Origin of the sequence: Bradyrhizobium sp. AZCC 2262 (genome assembly GCF_036924535.1) — a bacterium.
GTDB lineage: Bacteria > Pseudomonadota > Alphaproteobacteria > Rhizobiales > Xanthobacteraceae > Bradyrhizobium.
In genome coordinates, this window is sequence record NZ_JAZHRT010000001.1 from 5,917,559 (window position 1) to 5,940,303 (window position 22,745).

At 61.1% G+C, this 22,745-nt stretch carries 18 protein-coding genes and 1 tRNA gene; 10 read left to right on the top strand and 9 right to left on the bottom strand.

The annotated features are described in order from the left end of the window. Positions 1–35 precede the first annotated feature (35 nt). The 3 genes from V1283_RS27745 to mobB are packed head-to-tail and all read right to left on the bottom strand — an operon-like array spanning position 36 to position 2,121. Positions 36–287, bottom strand: coding sequence for a sulfurtransferase TusA family protein (locus V1283_RS27745; protein WP_334389758.1), 252 nt, complete (start codon positions 285–287; stop codon positions 36–38). A 41-nt stretch (positions 288–328) separates the two neighbouring features. Continuing rightward, positions 329–1,585 (bottom strand): molybdopterin molybdotransferase MoeA, encoded by a 1,257-nt coding sequence (locus V1283_RS27750; RefSeq protein WP_334389759.1) that lies wholly within the window; start codon positions 1,583–1,585, stop codon positions 329–331. Between the two features lie 8 nt (positions 1,586–1,593). Continuing rightward, the gene (gene mobB, locus V1283_RS27755; RefSeq protein WP_334393195.1) at positions 1,594–2,121 is read right to left on the bottom strand and encodes a molybdopterin-guanine dinucleotide biosynthesis protein B; all 528 of its coding nucleotides are present in this window, start codon (positions 2,119–2,121) and stop codon (positions 1,594–1,596) included. A 195-nt stretch (positions 2,122–2,316) separates the two neighbouring features. On the opposite strand from mobB, the gene V1283_RS27760 reads away from it, so the two are divergent. From V1283_RS27760 to V1283_RS27770, 3 genes are all read left to right on the top strand, one after another. After that, entirely contained in the window at positions 2,317–3,204 is an 888-nt protein-coding gene (locus V1283_RS27760) for a formate dehydrogenase accessory sulfurtransferase FdhD (protein WP_334389760.1), read from the top strand. Further along, complete coding sequence (mobA, locus tag V1283_RS27765) at positions 3,197–3,868, top strand: molybdenum cofactor guanylyltransferase MobA (protein ID WP_334389761.1); 672 nt, start codon at positions 3,197–3,199, stop codon at positions 3,866–3,868. The genes V1283_RS27760 and mobA overlap by 8 nt, the downstream gene beginning before the upstream one ends. 158 nt (positions 3,869–4,026) lie before the next feature. Continuing rightward, positions 4,027–4,644, top strand: coding sequence for a hypothetical protein (locus tag V1283_RS27770; RefSeq protein ID WP_334389762.1), 618 nt, complete (start codon positions 4,027–4,029; stop codon positions 4,642–4,644). Positions 4,645–4,652: 8 nt separating this feature from the next. Here the strand turns inward: V1283_RS27770 and V1283_RS27775 are convergent, their stop codons facing one another. The 3 genes from V1283_RS27775 to V1283_RS27785 are packed head-to-tail and all read right to left on the bottom strand — an operon-like array spanning position 4,653 to position 8,904. Beyond that, the gene (locus V1283_RS27775; RefSeq protein ID WP_334389764.1) at positions 4,653–5,783 is read right to left on the bottom strand and encodes an FAD-dependent monooxygenase; all 1,131 of its coding nucleotides are present in this window, start codon (positions 5,781–5,783) and stop codon (positions 4,653–4,655) included. A gap of 51 nt (positions 5,784–5,834) precedes the next feature. Then, on the bottom strand, positions 5,835–7,784 hold the full coding sequence (locus tag V1283_RS27780) for a molybdopterin biosynthesis protein (protein ID WP_334389766.1): 1,950 nt from the start codon (positions 7,782–7,784) through the stop codon (positions 5,835–5,837). 13 nt (positions 7,785–7,797) lie between these two features. Beyond that, positions 7,798–8,904 (bottom strand): molybdopterin-binding protein, encoded by a 1,107-nt coding sequence (locus V1283_RS27785; RefSeq protein ID WP_334393196.1) that lies wholly within the window; start codon positions 8,902–8,904, stop codon positions 7,798–7,800. 188 nt (positions 8,905–9,092) lie between these two features. Here V1283_RS27785 and V1283_RS27790 point away from each other — a divergent pair, with 188 nt between their 5' ends. Continuing rightward, positions 9,093–10,304, top strand: a complete 1,212-nt coding sequence (locus V1283_RS27790; RefSeq protein ID WP_334389767.1) for an ABC transporter substrate-binding protein — start codon at positions 9,093–9,095, stop codon at positions 10,302–10,304. Positions 10,305–10,454: 150 nt separating this feature from the next. Here the strand turns inward: V1283_RS27790 and V1283_RS27795 are convergent, their stop codons facing one another. Beyond that, positions 10,455–11,420, bottom strand: coding sequence for a TAXI family TRAP transporter solute-binding subunit (locus V1283_RS27795; RefSeq protein ID WP_334389769.1), 966 nt, complete (start codon positions 11,418–11,420; stop codon positions 10,455–10,457). A gap of 169 nt (positions 11,421–11,589) precedes the next feature. Here V1283_RS27795 and V1283_RS27800 point away from each other — a divergent pair. The 4 genes from V1283_RS27800 to V1283_RS27815 all read left to right on the top strand — a co-directional run bounded on the left by V1283_RS27800 (position 11,590) and on the right by V1283_RS27815 (position 14,854). Then, positions 11,590–11,665 (top strand) — tRNA-Ile (locus V1283_RS27800). Between the two features lie 497 nt (positions 11,666–12,162). Further along, positions 12,163–12,825, top strand: coding sequence for a hypothetical protein (locus V1283_RS27805; RefSeq protein WP_334389770.1), 663 nt, complete (start codon positions 12,163–12,165; stop codon positions 12,823–12,825). Between the two features lie 113 nt (positions 12,826–12,938). After that, complete coding sequence (locus tag V1283_RS27810) at positions 12,939–13,781, top strand: hypothetical protein (protein WP_334389771.1); 843 nt, start codon at positions 12,939–12,941, stop codon at positions 13,779–13,781. Between the two features lie 35 nt (positions 13,782–13,816). Next, positions 13,817–14,854, top strand: coding sequence for a restriction endonuclease (locus V1283_RS27815; protein WP_334389772.1), 1,038 nt, complete (start codon positions 13,817–13,819; stop codon positions 14,852–14,854). A gap of 44 nt (positions 14,855–14,898) precedes the next feature. Here V1283_RS27815 and V1283_RS27820 read toward each other — a convergent pair whose 3' ends face one another. Continuing rightward, entirely contained in the window at positions 14,899–15,354 is a 456-nt protein-coding gene (locus tag V1283_RS27820; protein WP_334389773.1) for a hypothetical protein, read from the bottom strand. A gap of 49 nt (positions 15,355–15,403) precedes the next feature. Continuing rightward, positions 15,404–16,372 carry a DUF4917 family protein gene (locus V1283_RS27825; RefSeq protein WP_334389774.1) on the bottom strand — a complete coding sequence of 323 codons (969 nt, stop codon included), beginning with the start codon at positions 16,370–16,372 and terminating at the stop codon, positions 15,404–15,406. A gap of 72 nt (positions 16,373–16,444) precedes the next feature. Here V1283_RS27825 and V1283_RS27830 point away from each other — a divergent pair, with 72 nt between their 5' ends. After that, positions 16,445–17,299: a hypothetical protein gene (locus V1283_RS27830; protein WP_334389776.1), complete on the top strand. Its 855-nt coding sequence runs from the start codon at positions 16,445–16,447 to the stop codon at positions 17,297–17,299. Positions 17,300–17,418: 119 nt separating this feature from the next. Continuing rightward, the gene (locus V1283_RS27835; protein ID WP_334389777.1) at positions 17,419–22,743 is read left to right on the top strand and encodes an ATP-binding protein; all 5,325 of its coding nucleotides are present in this window, start codon (positions 17,419–17,421) and stop codon (positions 22,741–22,743) included. Positions 22,744–22,745 lie beyond the last annotated feature (2 nt).

Consider the following 22,745-nt stretch of genomic DNA (forward strand, 5'->3'; position numbering starts at 1 on the left):
ATTGACGCGCGCAAGTTGCGCCCGCCCGGGGCCGTTCAGGCATTTGCGTTTTCCACGGAACCATTTGTTTTTTCTATCAAAAAAACAATACGGTCCTGGCTGCGCTCGATAATCTCGACCTTGTCGCCGGTCTCGCGAATGAGGTTCGGGATGTCGATCACCGACAGCGGATCGGTGCAGAGCACTTCCAGCCTGTCACCGGGCGGCAGCGTCTTCAGCGCCTTGCGTGTCTTCAATGCCGGCAAGGGGCATTTCAGCCCGGCAAGATCGAGTTTTGTCGTCGTCATGTTCCAACCTTGGTGAAGGGGGTCCGCATCGTCAACGGACATCAGTTGATGAGGGTCGCATAGGGCAGGAAGCCGATCATCTCGCCGGGCGTCACCTGCGTGACGTCCTCGCCGAGTTCGACCAGTCCGTCGGTGTCCGCCAGCGAGGACAGAAGTCCCGCGCCTTCGCGCGGAAACTTCACGGCTTCGAGGGCCCCATCCGCGGCCTTGCGCAAGGTAACGCGGACATATTCGCGGCGCGAAATCTTCTTCTTGTAGCTGAAGGCGGCGCGAACCGGCATCGGCAGCAGCTTCTCCGGCCGCGCACCTGATAGCGCGAGAATGGTCGGCCGCACCACGTGAACGAAGGTGACAAAACTCGCCACCGGATTGCCGGGCAATCCGATGAACGGCGTGCCGCCGATGACGCCCATCGCGACGGGGCGTCCCGGCTTGATCGCCATTCGCCACAGCACCAGGCGGCCGATGCTTTCGACGCTCGCCTTGACGTGATCTTCCTCGCCGGTCGAAACGCCGCCAGTGGTGAGGATCAAATCGTGCGTGCCCGCCACTTCCTGCAGGGCGCGTGCGAGCGCGGCGCGATCGTCCCTGAGGATGCCGAGGTCGCTAATGTCGCAGCCGAGCCGCGACAACATCGCCATCAGCATGAAGCGGTTGGAATCGAACAATTGCGCCGCCGCGCGCGCTTCGCCCGGCGAGGCCAGTTCGTTGCCGGTGGAGAACACCGCAATGCGAAGGCGCCTGACGACATCGAGCTGCATCAGGCCGAAGGCCGCGGCAAGCGCAACATCCTGCGGCCGCAGCCGCTGGCCGGCCTTCAGCGCCGCAAAGCCTGCAGGAATATCTTCGCCCGCGGGGCGCACATTGGCCCCGGGCTTGAGGCCCGCGGGAAGCACGACCTTGTCGCCTTCGACGCGGACGTCTTCCTGCATGAATACGGTGTCGGCGCCCTCGGGCATCGGCGCGCCGGTGAAGATGCGCATCGCCTGCCCCGGCATGACCGGCGAACTCGAAGAGCCGCCCGCCTGAACGCGCCCGGTGACGGGGAATGCCTGCGCTTCTGTCTGCGGCAGATCGCGGCTCGAAACCGCGTAGCCGTCGACGGCGGAGTTGGTGAACGGCGGCAGCGGCAGCGGCGCCAAAATATCGTGCGCGAGAACGCGGCCATCGGCGTGGGCCAGCGTAACCGTCTCGACATCCACAACCGGCGTCACGCGCGCAGCGATGAGACCAACGGCCTCATCGACCGACATCATCGGGCCGCCGAAAGCAAAGCAATCGTCGGACAATTGCGCCATGTGCCTGATCAGCCCTCAGCTTCGCATTTGGCCAGCACGTCTTCGAGCGAGATCGCCGATTTCAGCATCATCGCCGCCACCGCCTCGATCTCGTCGAGATGGGCAGTCGGCAGCGCGGTTTCAACCGGGGTGTCGGTCGCGATGCCGACGATGTCGGGATCGTGGGGGAACAGAAACGGTTTGCCGTTAGCGGCGCGAAAAACCTCGATCTTGCGGAGCGGCTCGCGCTTGAAACCTTCGACGACGACGAGATCAACCCGCGACATCTTCGCCAGCAGTTCCGGCAGTCGCGGCTCGGCGGCGCCGCGCAGCTCGTGCATCAGCGCCCAGCGCTGGGTCGAGGACACCAGCACTTCGGCCGCACCGGCCTCGCGATGCTTCCAGGAATCCTTGCCGGGCACGTCGACATCGAAGGCATGATGGGCGTGCTTGATGACGGAGACGCGCAGGCCGTCTTTCAGCAAATACGGGATCACCCGCGTCAGCAAGGTGGTCTTGCCGGCGCCGCTCCATCCCGCGAGGCCTATCACTTTCATCTTGCGCTCCGAGCCTGCATTGCCTTGCAGGATCGTCACGCCCGGGCTTGACCCGGGCATCCACGTCTTGACGCTATCGCAGCAAGAAAAGGCGTGGATGGCCGGGACAAGCCCGGCCATGACGGAGTAAACCGTGACTTGTTCACTCCGGTGCTTATATCAGCCTACAGGCAATGTCATGCTACGTTGTATCTTATGATGAAAATCGACAAAGCCCCCGCCCCACTGATCGTGCCGAATCCCGAGGATCCGCGGCTGACCGAGCGCGTCGCCGGGACCGACCAGACCGGTGCGGCGGTCGAGATCAGGGTGCCGGTGGAGCGCCCGCTGACGCTGTATCTGAACGCGCAGGAGATCGTCACCATGATGACGATCGGCGACTACCCGGAATATCTAGCGCTCGGCTATCTCCTGAACCAGAACATGCTGAAATATGACGACGTCGTCACCGAGGTCGAGTATCACGACGACCTTCAGGTGGTGGTGGTGCGAACCGAGCACCACACCAATTTTGAAGCCAAACTGAAGAAGCGCACGCAGACCTCAGGCTGCGCGCAGGGCACGGCGTTCGGCGACTTGCTCGAAGCGGTCGAAAGCGTGGCGCTGCCGAAGGCGGAATTGCGCACCTCCTGGCTCTACCAGATGACGCACGCGATCAACACCATGCCCTCTCTCTATCTTGAAGCTGGCGCGATCCATGGCTGCGTGCTGTGCAAGGAAGGCACACCCGTGTGCTACACCGAGGACGTCGGCCGCCACAATGCGGTCGACAAGATCGCCGGCTGGATCTATCGCCACGGTGTCGATCCTGCCGACAAGATCCTCTACACCACCGGCCGCCTGACCTCCGAGATGGTGATCAAGACCGTGCGGATGGGCATTCCCATTCTCGTCTCGCGCTCGGGCTTCACCGCATGGGGCGTCGAACTGGCGCGGCAGGTCGGGCTGACGCTGGTCGGCCGCACGCGGGGCAAGCGCTTCATTGCGCTGTCCGGACAGGAGCGAATCGTGTTCGACCAGAACCTCGACTATGTCGAAGACGAATCCGCGCGGCACAAGCGCAAGGGCGAAGCCGATGACTGACGCGACGTCAAGAGACGCGCGGGCGACGCCAAGAGGCGCTCTGGACATTCCCGGCGTGTTGCTCGCTGGTGGCCTCGCGCGCAGAATGGGCGGCGGCGACAAGCCGATGCGCACCATCGCCGGCCGCACCATCCTCGATCGGGTGATCGCGCGGCTGAAGCCGCAATGCAACGGCCTCATCCTCAACGCCAATGGCGATCCCGCGCGCTTTGCGGCATTCGGCCTGCCTGTCATTGCAGATGGCGTCGCCGACTTTCCGGGGCCGCTTGCCGGCATTCTAGCGGCGCTCGACTGGGCTGCGGCCAACCGGCCAGATGTAAAACTTGTGCTAAGCGCCGCGGGCGACAGCCCCTTCCTCCCGCGCGATCTGGTGTCGCGGCTGCATGGCGCGCTCGAAGCGGAGAAGGCCGAGCTTGCGGTCGCCGCCTCCGATGGACAGTCGCATCCGGTGATCGGATTGTGGAGCGTTGCCTTGCGAGACCAACTCCGCCACGCGCTTGTCGTCGAAGACATCAGAAAGATCGACCGCTGGACCGCGCGCTACAAGCTGGCGACCGTGACATGGCCGACCTCACCGCTCGACCCATTCTTCAACGCCAATACCATGGACGACATTGCCGAGGCAGAACGGCTGGCAGCGCTGGATGGGGAGCAACCCTCTTGACTACCTAAAGATTGACGAATTCGATCATGATTTCAGCTTCAGATTAATTCAATTGGACATACCTGCCGATAGAGTTGCCGCGACGAACTTTAGCGCGAGGCACCGTGGCAATATTCGGACGCAGGAAGCCGGAAAGCTTCACCGGGTTGAAGGAGACCATGCGTCCGACACCGGACGCGGATGGTGTGACCCGCGTCTTCCCAAGGGAACTCTGGGACGATCCAAAGATCGGCACGCTGCTGCGGGAAGTTGGCTTTGCCCCGGATGATGCACGCAACATCCTGCCAACGGCAGACGACTATATCGCGCTTTTCGCCGCAGCCAAGAAGCGGCTGGAGGAGCGCACCGAGGCCTTCAACCGGGAAATGACGATGCGCCATGGCTATTGCCGTGCCGTGCCTTTTCTGGTCATCGACAATACGATCTGGGACGGCGAACACGGGGCGTTTCTGTATGCCCAGTTGAAGCTCATTGGATACGATGAATGGAACGTACTCATGCTGGCAGCGGATGTGCGTACCAAGGAGGCCTGTGACATGGCAGGCCATCCCGGCACGGTGCCGGCGGTTACGGAAGTCATGACTGAGCGCGTGATCGAATGGAAGCGGCGCTATGAAGTCGCGCTGGAAGCATTCGGAGTTACAGCGACAGGCGGAGAGGGCCTGACTCGAGAGCAGTTCGAGGCGGAGCAGGACGCGCTGCGCAGGGAGATCGTGGACAACGTCGGCTGGATGAAGTCACGGATCATCAGCGAGCTGTTGCGCATTCAGGGGTGAGGGAAAGGTTACGCCGCAAGCGGCACGGTCCAGGCGTCGTAGCCATACACCCAATCGGTATCAGTCCTTCCGCTAAGCCAGGTGTTCGCGCGGGAGGTCTGCTGGATGCGCGCGGTGCGCTCCTTGCGCGTGGCTTCGAAGCGGCGAAATGCATCTGTAACGCCTTCCCGCTCCACGCCGTCAAGGCAGCGCGACAGCACCGCCGCGTCCTCGATCGCCATCGCAGCGCCCTGCGCCATATAGGGCGTCATCGGATGGCAGGCGTCGCCGAGCAGTGTGACGTTGCGATCCGTCCATCGCTCCAGCGAATTGCGATCGACGATCGCCCATTTGTGCACGTCGGGGCATGCGGCCAGCACCTGCTCCACCTGTCGGTCGAAGCCAGCAAATGCCTTGCGCAATTCCCTGACGTCGCCCTTCGCCGACCACGACTCGATCCGGAAATCCGGTTCCGGCTGGCTGGTGACGAGGTAGATCTCGCTGCGGTTCGGCTTGACGTAGTAGATGACGATGTGACGGTCCTCGCCCCACCATTTGGTGCAATCGTCGATCTTTTCGCCGCCGAGCAACGCGGCAGGATAGGTGGTGCGGTAGGCGATCCGCCCGGTGAAGTTCACCGGTGAGACGCCGAACAGCATATCTCGCACGACCGAGTGAACACCATCGGCGCCGATCACGGCGTCGGCGGTTGCGGTCGCGGCGTTGGCAAACGTGAGCCGAACGCCCTCGCCGGTTTCCTCCAGCCCGACCAGTTTGTGATTGAGCCTGACGCATTCATCCGGAACGGCGCTGGCGAGCGCCGCATGAAGATCGCCGCGGTGCGCCAGGAGATAGGGTGCGCCAAACTTCTGCTCGGCGCTCTCGCCGAAAATCATGTCGAACTTGATCTCGCCAGTGCGCCAATCGCGGTTGTTCCAGGAGCGCGGATAGAACGATTGCGCGCGCAGTCTCGCTTCCAGACCGAGCCCGCGCAGCACCTTCATGGCGTTGCAGCCGATCTGGATGCCGGCCCCTAACCGCGCGAATTGCGTGGCCTGCTCGTAGACGGTGACGTCGATGCCGACCCGCCGCAGCGCCGCGGCGGTCGCGAGTCCACCCATGCCGGCGCCGATGATCGCAATCGATAGCGGTCCTGCCATTCCCGTCCCTGCCCAAGCCGCTTCTGTCGACGGCTTCTTAAGTGTCCCGCGTCAGGCCGGCCGAAAACCCGCCTGCTCAAGTGCTGTGCGGCCCGCTTCCGATGCCAGCGCATCGAGAAAGGCCTGCACCGCCGGCCGCTGCTTGCGCGCCTTCACCAGTGCAAAATCATAATGCTCTTCGGAAAAGGGAATGAAACCCAGGTTTGACGCATGCGCGACCGGCGCAATCGTCATGCCCCAGTCGGCGCGGTGCTGCGCGACCGCAGCCGCCACAGCATTGTGCGAACGCGGCTGATTCCAGTAGCCGTCCGGCCGCGCGCCGCCGAGCAGGCGATCGATCAGGATGCGCGTGCCCGCGCCCTGGTTGCGGTTGACCATGATACAGGCGGGATCGGCGAGCGCCGCACGTACGGCGTCTTCCGCCGACAATCCCTCGAACCGCCGATCGTCCTTGCGGAACACGATGCCCTGCATGCGACGCCAGCCGGGCACCAGTTCGAGCCCATCGCTGAGATACGGCGTGTTGTAGGTCTCGGTCTTCTCGTCGAACAAATGGATCGGCGCAAAATCGCATTCGCCGCGCTCGGCGGCCGAAAGCCCGCCGAGACTGCCGACCGCGATCGAGCGGACGACGAGCCCGGCATGCGCCAGCGGCGCGGTGACGAGATCGAGCCCGGTACAGTGGCTGCCGACGATGACGAGATCCGGCACCCGCACATGCGGCGTGAACAGCGTCACCTCGGCCTCGCTGCCGGCCGACATCTGGTCGGCCAGCGCATCGACCTTCAGAAAGCCGTCGGCCTGCGCGAATGATGTGATGGCGCCCGAGCCCTTGCCTGTCGGGTATGCGATCAACCCGTCCGCCCCTTCGACCAGCGACACCATGACGAATTCGGTGCGGCCGAGTTCGGATGCAATCCGCACCGGCACGCGTGCATTGACCTTGGCGTCCGAGCGCGGCGGCAGGCCCGCCATTCGCCGCAGCACAGGCACGATCATGTCGTGAAAGGTGAACATGGCCGAGGTCGGAAATCCCGGCAGGATGATCACCGGCTTGCCGTCGCACACCGCAAGGCACAGCGGCTTGCCCGGCTTCAGCGCCACGCCGTGCGCGATGATGCCGGGTTTGCCGAGCCGGCCGATAATGCGGTGGGAGACATCGCCCGCGCCCTTCGACGTGCCGCCCGACAGCACCAGCATGTCGCTGGCTTCCAGCGCCTTGCGCATGGCGGCTTCGAGTTGCGCTTCGTCGTCCGGGATGGCGCCAAAAAAATGAGCCTCGCCGCCATTCTCCGAGATCGCGGCCGTGACGATCGCGCCGTTGGTGTCGTAGATCGCGGCCGGGCGCAGCGGCTGACCGGGTTGGACCAGTTCATCGCCGGTGGAAATGATCGCAACGCGCGGCCGCCGCGCGACGGAGACCTGCGCGATGCCGCAGGCCGCCAGCATGCCGATCTCGCGCGAGCCGATGACGGTGCCGGCGCGCAGCAGCGCCTCGCCGCGCGCGATATCGGAACCGGCATAGGACACGAATTGACCGGGGGACGCGGCGCGGCGGATTTCGATCGCGCGAGCCCCTGCGGGCTGCGTGTGCTCGACCATCACGACGGCGTCCGCGCCGCGCGGCACCGGACCGCCGGTCGCGATTGGCGTGGCCGTGCCCGACAATACCGGCCGCGTCGGCGCGGTGCCGCAGGCGATCACCTCGTCGTTCAGCATCACGCGCACCGGCGAGGCCTCGCCGGCAGCCGCAAGATCGGCGGAACGCACCGCAAAGCCATCGACATTGGAGCGGTCGAATGGCGGCACGTCGATCGGCGCCACCACGTCCTCGGCAAGCGCGCAGCCGAGTGCGTCGGCGAGCGGGCGCTGCTCTCCAGCCACCGCACGCGGGAACAGAGCGGCCTCGAAACGCGCCAGCGCATCCTCGCGCGACAGAATCGTCAGGAACTGGTCCTGCTCGCTGCTGTCACGATCTTTCGGAGCGGGCGTATTGGTCATTTCTGAATTCATATCAGTCCCACGACATATAGGCATCGACCGGGGTGCCTGCCGCAAAGCCTTCCGAGCCGCCTAATACCACGAGCCAGGCTTCGGCGCGGGCGATCGCGTCGAGCGACAATTCGCCCACCGCCAGCGGGATCCACATATCCTGCTTCCGCTCCAGCAACACGATCTCGGCGAGGCCGACGTGGGAGGCAATCTTGCGCGCCAGCGGCAAATTGACCGTCTCGCGCGGGCGGCGGCCCGAGAGACGATCGAGTACAGGAAGCGCCAGCGTGCACCATGCCGCAAGCGCCTGATCGGGCGCGCCCGGCACCACCACGACGGGCGTCTTGCCCAGGCGCCCGACGGCCGAGGTCCGGCCGGGCTGCAGGGCAATGCCATGGGCGAAAACTTCGCCGCGTGCAGCCAATGCCGTCACCGCCGTGTCAGTGCGGCCGACGCCGGAGCCGCCGACGGTCAGGAGCAAATCGTATGCGCCGTCACCAAGTGCCGCCGCAATCGATTCGGCATCGCGGCCCGCGGCCGTCGACGACACGATTTCGGCGCCCGCAGCCCGCGCACTCTCCGCAATCAGATCCGCCGTCACCGCGCCGCCGGGGACATTGACGACGCCGAGCCGCGGACGGCGCACGTTCAACCGCGCTATTCCGGCCGCGCGCGCCATCAGGAGATCGCGCGGCAGCACGCGCCGCCCGGCCTCCGCGACGAGACTGCCTGCGGCGATATCGCCGCCGGCCCGGCGCACGCCCTGCCCCGGGATCGCCTCCGCCAGCACCTGCGGCAGCGGCCCGGACAAATCGACGGAATCGGAATCCAGCACGCAGTCGCAACCATCCGGCATGGCCTCGCCGGCCTCGACCCAGACCGGAGACGTCGTCAACGGCAATGGCGAATACGACGACACGCCGACCAGATCGCGCGCACCGAATGCATAGCCGTCCACTGCGGCAACGTCGCGCGGCGGATGAGCCTCGAGCGGCGGCATGTCGGCGGCAATGCAACGCAGCGCCTCGACAAGCGTCAGTTCTACCGGCGCGACCGGTTCCACGCCCTGCAGCAGGGCGTCGAGCGTCTTATCAAGCGGCGTAAGCGAGGTCGGCAGGCGCTGCGGCAAGGTCATGGCTCGCCTATGCCCTGAATCGGGCCGGAAATAAACAGAACCCGGTACCGCTTGCAGGCGCCCCCTCCATTTGGCCACGTTGACGCCGGGACAAAATAGTTGCAAATGAGACCAATTGGCGGGATCAAACCGCCTGCGAAAACCAACGGCCAACGCGCCGATTCCAGGGAGGAGAAGACAGGATGTTCGCCAGGAACCTTTCCAGGCTGGGAATTCTCGCGGCCGCGCTGCTGGCGTCGACCGCCGCGCTCGCGCAAGTCTCGGACGATGTGGTCAAGATCGGCGTCCTCACCGACATGAACGGTCCGGCATCGACGCCGACCGGTCAGGGCTCGGTCACCGCCGCGCAGATGGCGATCGACGATTTCGGCGGCAAGGTGCTCGGCAAGCCGATCAGCATCATCGTCGGCGACCACCAGCTCAAGCCCGATATCGGCGGCGGCATCGCGCGGCGCTGGTACGATGTCGACCAGGTCGATCTGATCGTCGACGTTCCGGTGTCGGCGGTTGGCCTCGCCGTCCAAAACATCGCCAACGAGAAGAAGAAACTGTTCATCACGCATTCGACGCTCGCCGCGGATTTCCACGGCAAATTCTGCTCGCCCTACGCGATGCAGTGGGTGATCGACACCCGTTCGCTCGCGGTCGGCACCGCGCAGGCCGTGGTCAAGCGCGGTGGCGATAGCTGGTTCTTCATCACCGACGACTATGCCTTCGGCCATTCGCTGGAACGCGACGCTTCCAGCGTCGTCACCGCCAATGGTGGCAAGGTGCTGGGCTCGGTGCGCCCGCCGCTCGCAACGCCTGACCTGTCGTCCTTCGTGCTGCAGGCGCAGGCTTCCAAGGCCAAGATCATCGGCATCGCCGCGGGTCCGCCCAACAACATGAACGAGATCAAGACCGCCGCCGAGTTCGGCGTGTTGAAGGGCGGCCAGCAGATGGCGGCATTGCTGGCGCTGATCACCGACATCCATTCGCTGGGATTGCCGGCGGCCCAGGGCCTGTTGCTGACGACCTCGTTCTACTGGGACATGGACGACAAGACCCGCGAATGGTCAAAACGCTACTTCGCCAAGATGAACAGGATGCCGACGATGTGGCAGGCCGGCGTCTATTCCTCGGTCATGAGCTATCTCAACGCCATCAAGGAGACCGGCACCGACGAACCGCTGAAAGTGGCGGCGAAGATGCGCGAAAAGCCGATCGAGGATTTCTTCTCGCGCAACGGCAAGCTGCGCGAGGACAATCTGATGGTGCATGACCTGTGGCTGGTGCAGGTCAAGAAGCCCGAGGAATCGAAATATCCATGGGACTATTATCAGATCCTCGCCAAGATTTCCGGCGATGAAGCGTTCGGCCCGCCGGATCCGGCGTGTGCGATGGCGAAGAAATAACTCTCTCCGTCGTCCCCGCGAAAGCGGGGACCCATAGCCACCGGCCCACCGTGTTGCAAAAAGGCTGGGGCCGCTTGCTGATGTAACAACAAGCATCAGTGGTTATGGGTCCCTGCGTTCGCAGGGACGACGTGTGGAAACAGGCGCGCCCTATTTCACCACCCCCACCTCGCGGAAATATTTCATCACGCCGGGATGGATCAGCGCCGCATTTGGCGCGGCTGCAACCGTGTTCGCCGCCGTCGTCTCGCAGGCCTGCGGCAGCTTCTTGCACAGCGCGGCCTCGGCCCCGTGCAGCGTGTGCGCCAGCCGGTAGGCGACGTCGTCAGGCAGGCTTTCGCGCGCGAGCACAAAACTCCATGAACCGATGGAATCGATGGCGGCCGGCTGGTTCGGATAGCTGTTGGCGGGCACCGTCAGGGGTTTCAGGAACGTGTGCTTGGCGCGGACGCGCACGATCTCACCGGCGTCGGGTGCGATGAAGCGTGCGCCGCCGGGCGCCTGCGCCATCGCGGCAAAACCCGGCCAGCCGATGCCCGCGCCCCACAGCGCGGCCGCACGGCCGTCCTGTACCATGGCGGGGCCGTCGCCGGCGCGGTCGAGATAGATCGACTTGAAATCCTCGTCCTGCTTCAGGCCGATACCGTCGAGCATGTAGCGCGACAGGATCGGCAGGCCGGAGCCCTTGGCGCCGAACGCAACCGGCTGGCCGACGAGATCCCTGATCGTCTTGTAGGGACTGTCGGCGCGCACCACGAACATGCCGGGGCTGGAATACATCGCGGTGAGAATTTTCAGCTTTGTCGGCGCCCGCCCGATGCCCATGAAGGCTTCGTAGGACGGCTCGCCCGCCACCAGCGCGATGTCGAGCTGGTCGGATTCCAGCAGCGGGATGTTTTCGTTGGAGCCCTTGGTGTTGCGAGGCTCGATCGAGAGCCCCGGATCGGCGGCGTTCATGATTTCGGCGAACGCATTGCCGTAGACCGGAAAACCGCCGCCCGGCGTCGCAGTCCCCAAACTGATCGTGGTCTTTGTAATGGTCTTTCCTCCATCCTGCGCCGCGGCGGCGCCGGCGAACAGGAGCAGGCCGGCACAGGCGAACCCAGCGAGTTTCATTGTTGGCCTCAAGCGTTCGGTGACGAATGACGCGAGACAGGTTGTAGGCAAGCACGGAGCCTGATGAAAGCCTGTTCTTGGGCCCCAACCCGGCATTGCCGTATCGCTGTCATGCCTGTAAACGATGGCGGCACCGTTGCCGGCCGCGCCCCGCGGCCGCTCCGCGGCGGGGCCTGTAGCTCAATGGTTAGAGCCGGCCGCTCATAACGGTCTGGTTGCAGGTTCGAGTCCTGCCGGGCCCACCAATGATTACAGGACCTTACTACATTTTTGAAGGTTGATTATTTCGTACCGCCTCAGCTACCGCCACAGAATTGATTGCCGTTTTGTTCGTGTGATGGTCTCGATTGACACCGCCGAGACAGACAGGATCGTCATGCGCTGCAGATGTTCGGCGGGTTTGCCGGGAGTCTCATCTGGCAGAACTTGAGATAGAGGCTTTGAACGGTTTGCTCCGCCTTTGTCGGGGCAACGAAGCGAGGTGCGCGGCTGATGCGCATCCCATCAATTGAAATAGCGTGTCAGGCGGCGAGGGCGCCACCCTGCGAAGGGGCAAGTGTGATCGTTAGCCGAAGGGCCGAGGCCTTGGGCGGAGCGCATGCGAAGCTGGGGCTCGGGGCGCTTGCGCCTAGAGCCGACCAGCGAAGCTGGATACCCCCTGATTGAACCGATCTCGACGACACGATGGTAGGTTGTGTAAGCTTGAGACATGCAGGCTAATCCGGGTCCCATCGATCATCTAATGGATACCAACAATCTTTCTGACCGCGTGCTGCGGGACGGCTGGTTCAAATCGACTGTGACCGAGATGGGCCATGATATGCGCTCAGCGCCGGAGAATATCGCAAAACTACTCGGTAACCCGGTTACGGGTCGCTCAGGACGAAAGACCGAGCCTTTGATACCGACGAAACAGGCCTCCGCGAACGCAAAATCGCTAAGCGTGGTGCACGGACTTGGGTCGTTCCCGATGCACACAGATGGCGCGCACCGGCTTCAGCCGCCTCGGTTCGTGGTGCTGGCGTGTGCTTCACCAGGCACGTCCCCGGTCCCCACGATCATGATCCGGTTTCGTGACCTGCAAATCAGCGCATCCGAGCGGCAGCGACTTGAAGCGGCACCCTTCCTCGTGCGCAACGGCAGACGGTCGTTCTACTCTACCATTTGCAGTCCGTCCCGGATGTTCATCCGGTTTGACGCGGGCTGCATGATGCCGCAGGGCGCGGAAAGCGAAGCGAGCGCCAGCCTCATCGCGCATCGCGCCGGCGAGGTTGGCTTTACCCCGGTGCACTGGCGGATGGGGGATGTTCTCGTCATTGATAACTGGAATGTGCTGCACGGACGCGGTCTCGGAGCCACCGAAGCTTCTGACGACAGGAAACTCTTGCGCGTGAGCGTGCAATGAAAGCGCCGGCTATGAAAGCTCCAGCTGAGACTACAGCCCTCTCGCCCGATGCGCTGATGGGAAAATCACAGGCCTATATCACCCGCGCGCTAGCGGCAAAGACAACCGGGTCGATGGGCGAATATCAACTCTGGGCATCGTTGGCGCTTGAACTGGTCGGTAAGGCGGCACTGGCAAAGATCCACCCGTGCCTTGTCGCCGATCCCCAGAGCAAGGTTTCGCTATTTGCCGCTGCGGGGCTGAGTATCAGTCCCGACATAAAGACCATCACCGCCACCACCTTGTTCGACCGGCTCACGCATGTGTCGAAGCGGTTTGACGAGAAGACGAAAGAATTCTGCACCAATATGAGCCTGAAACGGAATGCCGAACTACATTCCGGCGAGGCTCCCTTTGCGGGTGCAGTGGCGGCCTCGTGGGAAGGCCGCTACTGGCATACGGCGGAAATCATTCTTGAAGTCGGTGACGGTTCAATCGAGACCTGGATCGGTGCCGATAAGGCAAAAGCACCGAAGGCGCTTCTCGCCGAGTACACGCACGCGATCGAACAGGCCGCAAAAGTTCGGGTCGAGACAGCGGCCAGTGCCTTTGCCGCTCGCCCGAAGAAGGAACGCGAAGAGGCGCATGCGCGGGCAGCCGCCATCGACGTTTGGACGATGCGGCGCAGTTTCAGATTGCAGGCCCATAACATCTGGGAAGCGGAATGCCCGGCATGCAAATCGCGCTCGTTCCTTGCGGGGGTCAAATATGATGAGGAGGTCTCCGAGGACGACAACGAAGACGATCCCTATGAAGAAATGGTCGATGTTTCTTATGTCGCGGAAGAATTCCTTTGCCCTTCCTGCAATCTGCACCTTGAAAGCCGGGATGCCATCGAGGCGGTCGGGTTAGACGTCGACCATGTCGAGACAGAAACGCGCCAGCGCGAATATGAACCGGACTACGGCAACGATTGAGCTGGGGTACCGATACTTTCAGAAGAGAACTCGACATGCCTACTTTGACGACCATGCGACTGCCGCCGCCAAAGGCCTGGCAGGAATTTGAGGACCTCGTGCTCGCCTCGCTCGGACAGCGCTGGAAGACAACGACGCTGCAGAGGAACGGCCGATCGGGCCAAGCGCAGGCAGGCGTCGATGTCTATGGGTCTGACGATATCGGAAGAAGAGTCGGAATCCAGTGCAAGAACTTCAAAGGCGCGCTGGGTTTGAAGACCGTTCAAAAGGAAATCGACCGCGCCGCAAAATTCAAGGGTAGTCTGTCAGCGCTCTTTGTGGCGACAACCGCCGAGACCGATGCGAGGCTACAGGAGGAAGTGCGCCTTCTGTCCGACACCCGTGTCGCAGCGGGTAAATTTGCCGTGGCACTGCTGTTCTGGGATGATATCGTTGACGGTCTCGTAGCCAATCCTGCCCTGCTTCGTGCTCATTACCCCCAAATTCAGATTGAGAGTCGGACGATGCCAAGTCGGGAGCGGCTCCTGGCTGCCCTGGAATTTGGCTACTACGCACCGTATTTGTGGCACTACATTCTGCTCACATTTGGCGAAGTCGGCCAGATGGCCAACACGGAGCCGGACACGGTCAAAGTCATTGCTCGAATGGTTGAGCAGCGCGCCCAGCAGCTGTTTGCGCCGAAAGAAGCGAAAGCAATTACCAAGTGCATCAAAGTAATCGTCGATGGCAGCTATGCCAAGCGTAAGAACCAGGCGTCGTGGGATCACGTGGAAGATTGCGCCAAGCGCATCGCCACACATGCCAACACGCTATCGTCGCTTCTGCCGATTTCGGAAGGGAACGTGCTGGAGACGGGCATCACGCTGGGGCGGATATATCACCACGTGGATGATCTTCCCTCCAAGGGCGTGCGCGATGATATGCGGCGGCGATTGCGGGGTATCTTGCCAGATGATTGCCAGAAGGAAGTAGACCGCAGGTTCAGGGCCACAGCTAGTGTGTCTTCGGGTTATACGTGGGCCTCCAGGATCTATACCTGTCTCGACCGGGAAATTCGCTGGGCTTCGTTCTAACCGGGTAAGTTTCGGCGCTGGGCCCCCATGCGCCAATGACGATCCTAAAACACTCTCTGCCCCTGTTTGGCGTCCAGATCGAACTCCCATATCTCGACGTCGGGGCCAATGAGATGCCCTTGATTCTTAATATAGTGCGATGCAAGCGTTACGCCTGAACGCTGATGCGCGTGCTTCAGCAGAAAGAGTATTTTTCGATACTCGGGAGGCGCAACGCTGAATACCAGCATGGCTTCGTTCATGCCCCGGATTTTGGCGCTCGGTGAATTTCCACCCGAGGTCCAGGTGTATGATTTGCATTCCACGAGGATGGGCGGTTGATCACTGCCGAGATCGAATAGCTTGTTTTTCTTTACCTTGAATCCGACCGGTGCTGTAAATCCGCGCGTGAGCTTGATGCCCGCTTTATCGAAAAAGATATGGGCGGCATCCTCGAATTCGCGCCCCGCCTCCGTGTTGCTGGCTACGCCAACGCGCTGAAAGTTATTCGTAATCGTCATTTGTGCCTCGGGCCGTTATCCAATGTTCTAGTCGAGCGACCGGTGCACGCTAAGCGGCTCCCCAAACCGAGGCCGTCCTCGCGTCAAATAGCGCATACTCTACTTTTGATCCGTTACGCGCCTTGTATTTGGCAAGTTGGCCATCAATGGCATTGGTGTCGTTGCTTGGCGGGTAGACCGAAAAATAGACCCGTTCGATGCGCGATTTGAATATGGCGTTGAGGATATGGGCGTCGTTGTCGTCGGCTGAATGGCCATATACGAAGAGTGTGTTCGTGTTAGCCTCGAAGTGTTCATAACAATGTTGAAGGTACGCATTGTTCCGTATCCTGAAGAGCTTGGCTTCTGAGGTACCCTCAGCGACATATAGGGGTAAGCGCTCCCCCTTCTTGATTGTGGAAGAAATGGCGTCGATCACGCCGTTACCTTCGTCAATGCGTTTCTCCAATGTGTCGCCGGAACCGCGGAACAGATGAAGCCCGCCGTGAAGATTGAAGACTGAGCATTTGGCACCTGTTGTGAATGGCGCGATAAACCCGTTACTCTTCTTTCCCAGGCCAAAGCCATCGCTGAAGGTGCCATTTTCGAGCGTGACCCAGTTTAGCAGGAGGTCATAGTTCAAGGTGAAGATGCGCTCAAACTTCTCAAGAAACTCGACGCACGGTGGAATGATGGCCGCTATGGCGTCGCGATGCGGAGGGTGTGTTTTTCGGATTGCAGTGACGAGCGCATCTCGCAGCTTGGGGATATCGGCTGCAAGCAGGCCGGTCTGTTCCTTCCATTCATAGGCGCGGCACACAGAGGCGGCGTCCTTCAGAATGCGCAGGACACGCTCGAAGTCTTTGGTCTTGATCTCGTCAAACAGGCGCCGCAGCGAGTCCGTGTTCTGAAGCCCCGAATTATCCAACAGGGTGCCATAATGAAAATACTTGATCGAGAACCCATTGGCCACGAGCAGCGACCGGGGCTTTTCGCCCGATCCCTTTAGGGCGTTTTCAAAGGAAATGACATCAGCCATAGGTAGGCACCAAACAAGAAGGGAAAGCATCCATTTTAGTCAATTCTTCTGGTACGCGCTATAGTGGAACACATGATCGATGACGACCTTCGCCTGCGCGCCAAACGTTTTCTCGGTGGGAAACACCGGGTGGACGACCTTGACCGCTTCTATCTCGACCTTCGGGAGCGAACGTACGGCCGCGCAAGCTTCCGCGAGATTGGCGATTTCGTAGCGCATCGCGGCGAGCGCGATAGAGGACCCGTGACGCAGGTCGCCCGCGACATCATAACGAGCGTCAGCGTCTGGAGCCTAGGATTTCGAGACAAGAAGCCGACCTACCCCCAACTTGCCCAGGCAGCGCGGGCCAATTTCCGTCTTGCTTTCGACCAGCAGCTTAAGGATGGGTGCGGTCTCAAGCGGCCCGCTGTAAGGAAAATTCTCGACCGCGCTCTGCCCCGCTTCGAAAGCGGCGGGCCAATTGATGACGAGGAGCTACGGGTGCTCCTTTATCTTGCCAACCGGGTTATGTGGAAGCCGGCCTTCACCGACGATGAAGTCGTCAAGGATTTCTGCGATGTGCTGACGCTCAACAAAATCGTCTCACAAGCGGACCGGCCCGCCCTTCAGGCGGCGCGGGATCTTGTTTCTCTCTACGCATTGATCCGCATGCACGGCACGGCCATTGCGCTTGAGGACGGCACAAGCGCTCAATTGCTTGCCGGATGCGCCAACCGGCACGGCATTCTGGAAGTGAGGGTACAGATCGAGTTCAACGATGCGGCAAAACCGATTTCATCACCGGTCTGCATGTTTGCAACCACCCTCAAGCCGGAAGACCACTGTGACGCGTCGCTCCTGGCTCCAGCCGACGACTACCTGGCCCGGGTATGGCGGACACCGCTCGAAATTGGCGAAGACGGCAAATTGCGTCGCATGGCGGGCTAAAGCGACAAGCTGCAATTGGGTGTGTGATTTAGCCGGTTCTGCCGCTGCCAAACGGCAGGATGCCCCTACCTGTTGATCGAGTTTATTGCCGCTTCCACTTGTGGTCGTGGCGGAGCAAAATGTCGTGCGTGGTTCGCTATCAGAATCTCGCGCCGGGTATTGAAGTGGCAAAGAAGAAGCAAAAGAAAGCAAAAGCAGCAAAAAAGAAGAAAAAGGCAACGGCAGCGACCACACGGTCGACGGCGGGGCCGGGATTTCGTTTCGAAGACCAGGTGGCCGCGTGGCTGCTGTTGCAGGCGCTAAGCGGGCAGGAACTGCCAGGCGTCACAGGCACTGTCACCCGTTTGCAGATGCAGGTAAATGCGCTCGGCTGGCAGCACGACGACGTGCTCTTCACCACCGATGCGGGCCCGGGCGACGCACGCCACCTCTCGATTTCATGCAAGAGCAACGAGCAGGTTTCCGCCAACGGCCTCCCCGCCGATTTTGTCGAGCGCGCGTGGAAGCAGTGGGACCCCAAGGGCCAACATCCGATGAGGCGGGATGCGGACTGCCTGATGCTGGCAACACGGCAACGGCATAATCCGTTTCAAGCGACGTGGTCTGAAATCAAGTCGGCCGCAGCGGATGCTGACCCGGCGCTCGGACTTGCGCGCATCCAAGCAACCGCCAAATATCGCCGCATCTTCGATAGCGTGAAGACCCCCGCGACCGCGGCTGGCCTCACGGTACGCGATGCTGAAGTACTGGCGTTGATCCGGCACATCGAGGTCATGCCACTTGATTTTGATATCGCGGGCGGGCAACTCCAACAGCTTGCCGAAAACGCGTGCCGATCCCTGCTTGTGAGTAGCAGCCTTGCCGAAGCCCGTGCACTTTGGATTGATCTCGTTGGGCAGGCTGAAAAAGTCAGGCTCTCACCCAGCACGCTGGGCGTGGAAACGCTTTGGCAAGGGCTACGTACGCGATATGCGTTAAAGGATCATCCCGACTTCGCGGCAGCATGGCGTCGCCTTCGCGCGATCACTGCCGACTACCGGGCCGAAATTCAAACGACCCTACCGTCAAACTATGCCCTCACGCGTGAATCTGACGCCGACCGATTGAAAAAGGCCATGGCGAATGAGCCGGTCTGCGTCGTGTACGGTGAATCCGGCACCGGCAAATCGGCCCTCGTCCGGATGGTGTTGGATTCAGAATTCCCAAATGCAACCCAAGTATGGTTCGGACCTGAACAGCTTGAAACTGCCTTGAACGAGGCGACGCGGTCTACGCTGGGCCTTATGGCGCCTTTGCTTGACGTGCTCCGGTCGAGCGCGAAACCAGAAACGATCTTGGTTATTGATGCCGCCGAGCGCCTTACCGACGGGTGCATGGTGAAAACGAAAGGCCTTATCGCAGCCCTCGCCGCCAATTTTTCAACGATCGGCTGTCGCGTTTTGATTGTCGGGCAATCCGACGCCGGCGTGCGTGGCACCTTGCAACAATTGGCCGGCTCAGCCCCACCACCCACCGTCGAGATTCCGCGCCTCGAAGCAAAGGAAGTTTCCGAAGTGCTTTGGGCAACGGAGGGACTGCGGTGGCTGGCGGCCCAGGATGACGCGGTCGAAGCATTACGAAATCTAAAGGCGCTCGCATGGGTGATAGACGGTGCCGCACTGTTCCAAGCGACAAGCGGCGCGCAACAATTGTCACTGACCACCATCGCGGACCGGCTATGGCCTTATTGGACTGGGAACAGACCCTCGCTGCAACGGCTGCTCATGAAGCTCGGTGAACGTGAAGCATCATTCGAGCATAGTTTTGCGCTGACAAGCTTTGACAGCGGCGAAGTCACGGAACTCAACGCCCTTCCGAAAGCATGCCCTCTAAGAAGTGGTAGCAACAACCGCTTTCAGTTTGAGCATGACCTAGCCGCCGACTGGGCGCGGTTCCAACGCCTCAAACAGGATAGCGATGATGTAAAGGCTTGGGCTGCCCTTGCTGGCAATCCCCTATGGAATAATGCATTGCGAATGCTGGGCCAGTATTTGCTGCGGCAACCCAACGGCACGCGCACGCAATGGGACGCCGCGTTCGAGGAAGCCGAGCAACTGCACGATACCATGCCGCTAGCCGCCGATGTCTTACTGGATGCGCTCTTTCTAGACCCGAATGCCGAGGCGTTCTTGAATGAACGCGCAGACATGCTGTTCGCGAACGGAGCCAAGCGGCTCACGCGCCTGCTGCGCCGTTTCGAGCATGTAGCATCGGTGCCGGGCAATCAGCCGAGTTTGCCTGTTGGCGGCTTGGATATCAGCCTCTACCTCGAAGCACAGTATCGCACGCCGATCTATCCGCGTTGGCCGGCGATTGCGAATTTCCTAACGCAACACCGCGATCGCATCGTTGCGCTGACGTCCCCCGTTGTGGCCGCCGTGTGCGAACGCTGGCTTACTACGACGCCTGTTGGGATGCCCTTCCGCAAGGAATTTGCGGAGATTGCCCTGGCGTCGGCCCGGGAGCTTCAATACGCCAATGAAGTGACGATTGTCTGGTACCGCGACCCCGAAAAGGCGATCTACTGCGCCGCCTTCGCCAGCGCTGCCGACCTTCCCGATGATGTAGCGCAATGGGCGCTCGAAATGATCCAACGGCGCTCGTTTGGTGCCGACGTCGTCGCAAGGATTCGCGAATTCAAAAGGCAGGAAGCGGAAGAGCACCGCAAGAAACTGGAAACGGATCCTAAATACCGGGCAGAACGTGAAGAACGAAAGAGGTCGTTCTCTCCAGCCTTTCCATCAGCGAGGAAGCTGCCGCCTTGGCCACTTGGCCCGCAGCGCAGCGTGGAGAAGCGCTTCCGTGAAACCGTTCTGGGCTCACCACTATTTCAGGTGTTGATGCGCGCGCGGCCTGCGGCGGCGTCTGAAATTCTTGTCGCAGCAATCGTTGAAGATTCACCGGAGGAGGAATACCGCAGCAGCATCCGCATCGACGACGACCTCGGCATCGAGTACGAGCATGGCAGTTACCCGACGGTCTATTGGAAAAGCCCCTTTTTCGCGTTCCTGCAAATCAATCCAGTCGCCGCATTGGGTGGCCTAAACCAGCTTGTCAATTTCTGCACCGAACGATGGGCGCATGAGGTGGCCCGCCAAGGCGGCTCTCCGACAAAAATCTCGTTCACGATGGCTGACGGCACGGTGCGGGAATTTACCGGTGATGGCGGAGTGTTTTCGTGGTCGCAGGAGAATTCCAACCGTAACGGCCAGCTATTCTCTGCCCTTGCGGCGCTGGAAAAATGGTTGTGCAATTTGATCGATCAAGGCGTCGATATTGCACCCTATCTCGACGATCTCCTGCGCACATCCCACTCGGTCGCAGTGGTAGGGGTGCTTATCAACGTCGGAAAATACAAGCCCGACCTGTTCAAAGGTACTTTGAAGCCACTTCTTGGCGACGACGGGCTCTACTTCTGGGACCATTACCGCGTCGATAATGCGGCAATGGGCGTGGATTTGTCGAGCTGGGCCCGAAGCGGTGAACTTATCTTCCAGATGGGCCGGGATTGGGTCTTGGCGCCATATCGGAAAGCAAAACTTCAGCAAATTGTGGCCAGCATCGTCACGCAGGACGACGGTGTCGCCCAGTATTTACTAGCCGCGACCGCCAAATGGAAAGCGCCCACGCTGGAAAAGGAGGCCGTCGAGTTTCGTATGTTAGTGGCCGAGCTTGACCATCGAAATTATGTGCGTGTGCCTGACCCAGTCTCTGGTCAACACAAGGAGGAGTTTCAGTACCCGGCCGATGTGATGGGAGCCGCTCAGGCGTTCGACCAAGGAGTTAGCTTGGCTCGGCAGATCAATGAGCTGCCGTATAAGTGCCGGTCGGCCCTCAACAGCGCGAAGGCGTTGACATCAAACTCGGGGCCATACCTCGCAGAGATGATGGACGTCGCAAGTAGCGACGTTGACATAAAGCTGACGGACGATTTCAAGAAAGTCGCACGCGTCGCGGCGGCAGCGACGTTGCTCCTTAAAACACCCGAATGGCTTGCCGAGCATCCCAATGTCGCACAACGCGCGCACGCAATCATAAATGCCGTAGTGGACGGCATCGGCGCGGATTTCCAGGACGTTCGCTCACGCTCAATTCGCGGTGATCCAGAAATGGAATTCGCGGCACACGTCGTGGCTGAGAACTGGATCGCCACACCGTCCAAAGAAACCGACGAAGCCGTCATGCGGATTATGACTAGCGGCGACGATGTCGCCGTTACCGTCTTATTTAGCCTAGCCTATCGCAGCAGGGATGCACTCAGGAACGCTTGGTGGCGGCTCCTCTCCTTGGCGTTGCTGCGCTCAGGCTTGTCCATCCTGGTCCCCAGATTTGGCGACGGAGACGATATCGAGCCTCGCTGGCAGCGCTGGTTGCGGTGGCTTCGAACACGGCGAATTTCGGGCATTTCGGCGACAATGAGCAACATTGATCCGCTCAGCGTAGCAAAGCGCGTTGAGAACTTTGAACGGCGGCGATGGCAGCAGCGATATGCCCGGGATGGCCGCAGAGAGGAGATCAAACCAGATCGGCGAATGTCGGGTGGTCTGGACACACATTTTCTGCAGAAAGCCTTTGGATGGCTGTTTGTGGAGGGTGCCGGCCTACCCGACCCTACCGAACAGGCAGCCCTTTTGGGTGCGTTCTGGTCCCACGAAGTTTGGTGTTTACGCGGAAGCACTGATGACAATGACGACGATTTCAAATGGAGAGGCCAATTTGGCTACCCGATCGTGTGTGCGTTGGCACGCCTCGCGCTGCTTTCGCCGGCCGCCAAGGCCAACGCGATTTGGGAACAGGTCTTTGCGATTGGGCCAAGGGGCTATCAAGCCATTGGAGTGTTTCTCACGGAATGGTTCACGCTAATTAAAGAGCCAACCGATGTCGCTGAATTCTCGAAACGTTGGCGGCCAATGATCGCGTACACGCTCAATAACAAACAATGGGCGGCGGAAGGCAAGTGGTACTACGCTCAACGGCTGGAACGCGAGGTTCTTGGCTTTGGTGCCAGTGGTTTTATCACGCGCGTTCCCGGTCATGTAACCTTGATTGGTGGCATGCGAGACCTTTACAAGAGCTGGGCCGAAACACGCCTGCCTTCCAATCAAGATAACATGGCTGGGTTCTGCGGCTTCTTGAGCAGCGATGCAGGGCGTGTGCTGCGTATGGATGGCCTTCAATGGATCGCGGCTGTCATGTGCGCTACGCCCGAAACCGGCAAGTGGTACCGGGATTCCATCTCCAGTGCGTTCATGGGATTATTGGAAGCAGCCGTCTTGGAAGATGCCGACGAACTGACGAGGAATTCAGCCGCCCGGCAGGCCCTCGTCGATCTTACTGCGCATGCCGTAGCGCGCCAGTTGCCACGGGCGCTCGCGTTGCAGGAACGCGTGCGCCGGTTGCGCTAGGG

Bases quoted from the DNA above. Each gene is read 5' to 3' on its own strand.
- V1283_RS27835 (WP_334389777.1), top strand. From the start codon at position 17,419: ATGTCGTGCGTGGTTCGCTATCAGAATCTCGCGCCGGGTATTGAAGTG.
- V1283_RS27795 (WP_334389769.1), bottom strand. From the start codon at position 11,420: ATGAAACTCGCTGGGTTCGCCTGTGCCGGCCTGCTCCTGTTCGCCGGC.
- V1283_RS27815 (WP_334389772.1), top strand. From the start codon at position 13,817: ATGCCTACTTTGACGACCATGCGACTGCCGCCGCCAAAGGCCTGGCAG.
- V1283_RS27770 (WP_334389762.1), top strand. From the start codon at position 4,027: ATGCGTCCGACACCGGACGCGGATGGTGTGACCCGCGTCTTCCCAAGG.
- mobA (WP_334389761.1), top strand. From the start codon at position 3,197: ATGACTGACGCGACGTCAAGAGACGCGCGGGCGACGCCAAGAGGCGCT.
- V1283_RS27780 (WP_334389766.1), bottom strand. From the start codon at position 7,784: ATGACCAATACGCCCGCTCCGAAAGATCGTGACAGCAGCGAGCAGGAC.
- V1283_RS27775 (WP_334389764.1), bottom strand. From the start codon at position 5,783: ATGGCAGGACCGCTATCGATTGCGATCATCGGCGCCGGCATGGGTGGA.
- V1283_RS27790 (WP_334389767.1), top strand. From the start codon at position 9,093: ATGTTCGCCAGGAACCTTTCCAGGCTGGGAATTCTCGCGGCCGCGCTG.
- V1283_RS27805 (WP_334389770.1), top strand. From the start codon at position 12,163: ATGGATACCAACAATCTTTCTGACCGCGTGCTGCGGGACGGCTGGTTC.
- V1283_RS27820 (WP_334389773.1), bottom strand. From the start codon at position 15,354: ATGACGATTACGAATAACTTTCAGCGCGTTGGCGTAGCCAGCAACACG.
- V1283_RS27810 (WP_334389771.1), top strand. From the start codon at position 12,939: ATGGGCGAATATCAACTCTGGGCATCGTTGGCGCTTGAACTGGTCGGT.
- V1283_RS27745 (WP_334389758.1), bottom strand. From the start codon at position 287: ATGACGACGACAAAACTCGATCTTGCCGGGCTGAAATGCCCCTTGCCG.
- mobB (WP_334393195.1), bottom strand. From the start codon at position 2,121: ATGAAAGTGATAGGCCTCGCGGGATGGAGCGGCGCCGGCAAGACCACC.
- V1283_RS27760 (WP_334389760.1), top strand. From the start codon at position 2,317: ATGATGAAAATCGACAAAGCCCCCGCCCCACTGATCGTGCCGAATCCC.
- V1283_RS27830 (WP_334389776.1), top strand. From the start codon at position 16,445: ATGATCGATGACGACCTTCGCCTGCGCGCCAAACGTTTTCTCGGTGGG.
- V1283_RS27750 (WP_334389759.1), bottom strand. From the start codon at position 1,585: ATGGCGCAATTGTCCGACGATTGCTTTGCTTTCGGCGGCCCGATGATG.
- V1283_RS27825 (WP_334389774.1), bottom strand. From the start codon at position 16,372: ATGGCTGATGTCATTTCCTTTGAAAACGCCCTAAAGGGATCGGGCGAA.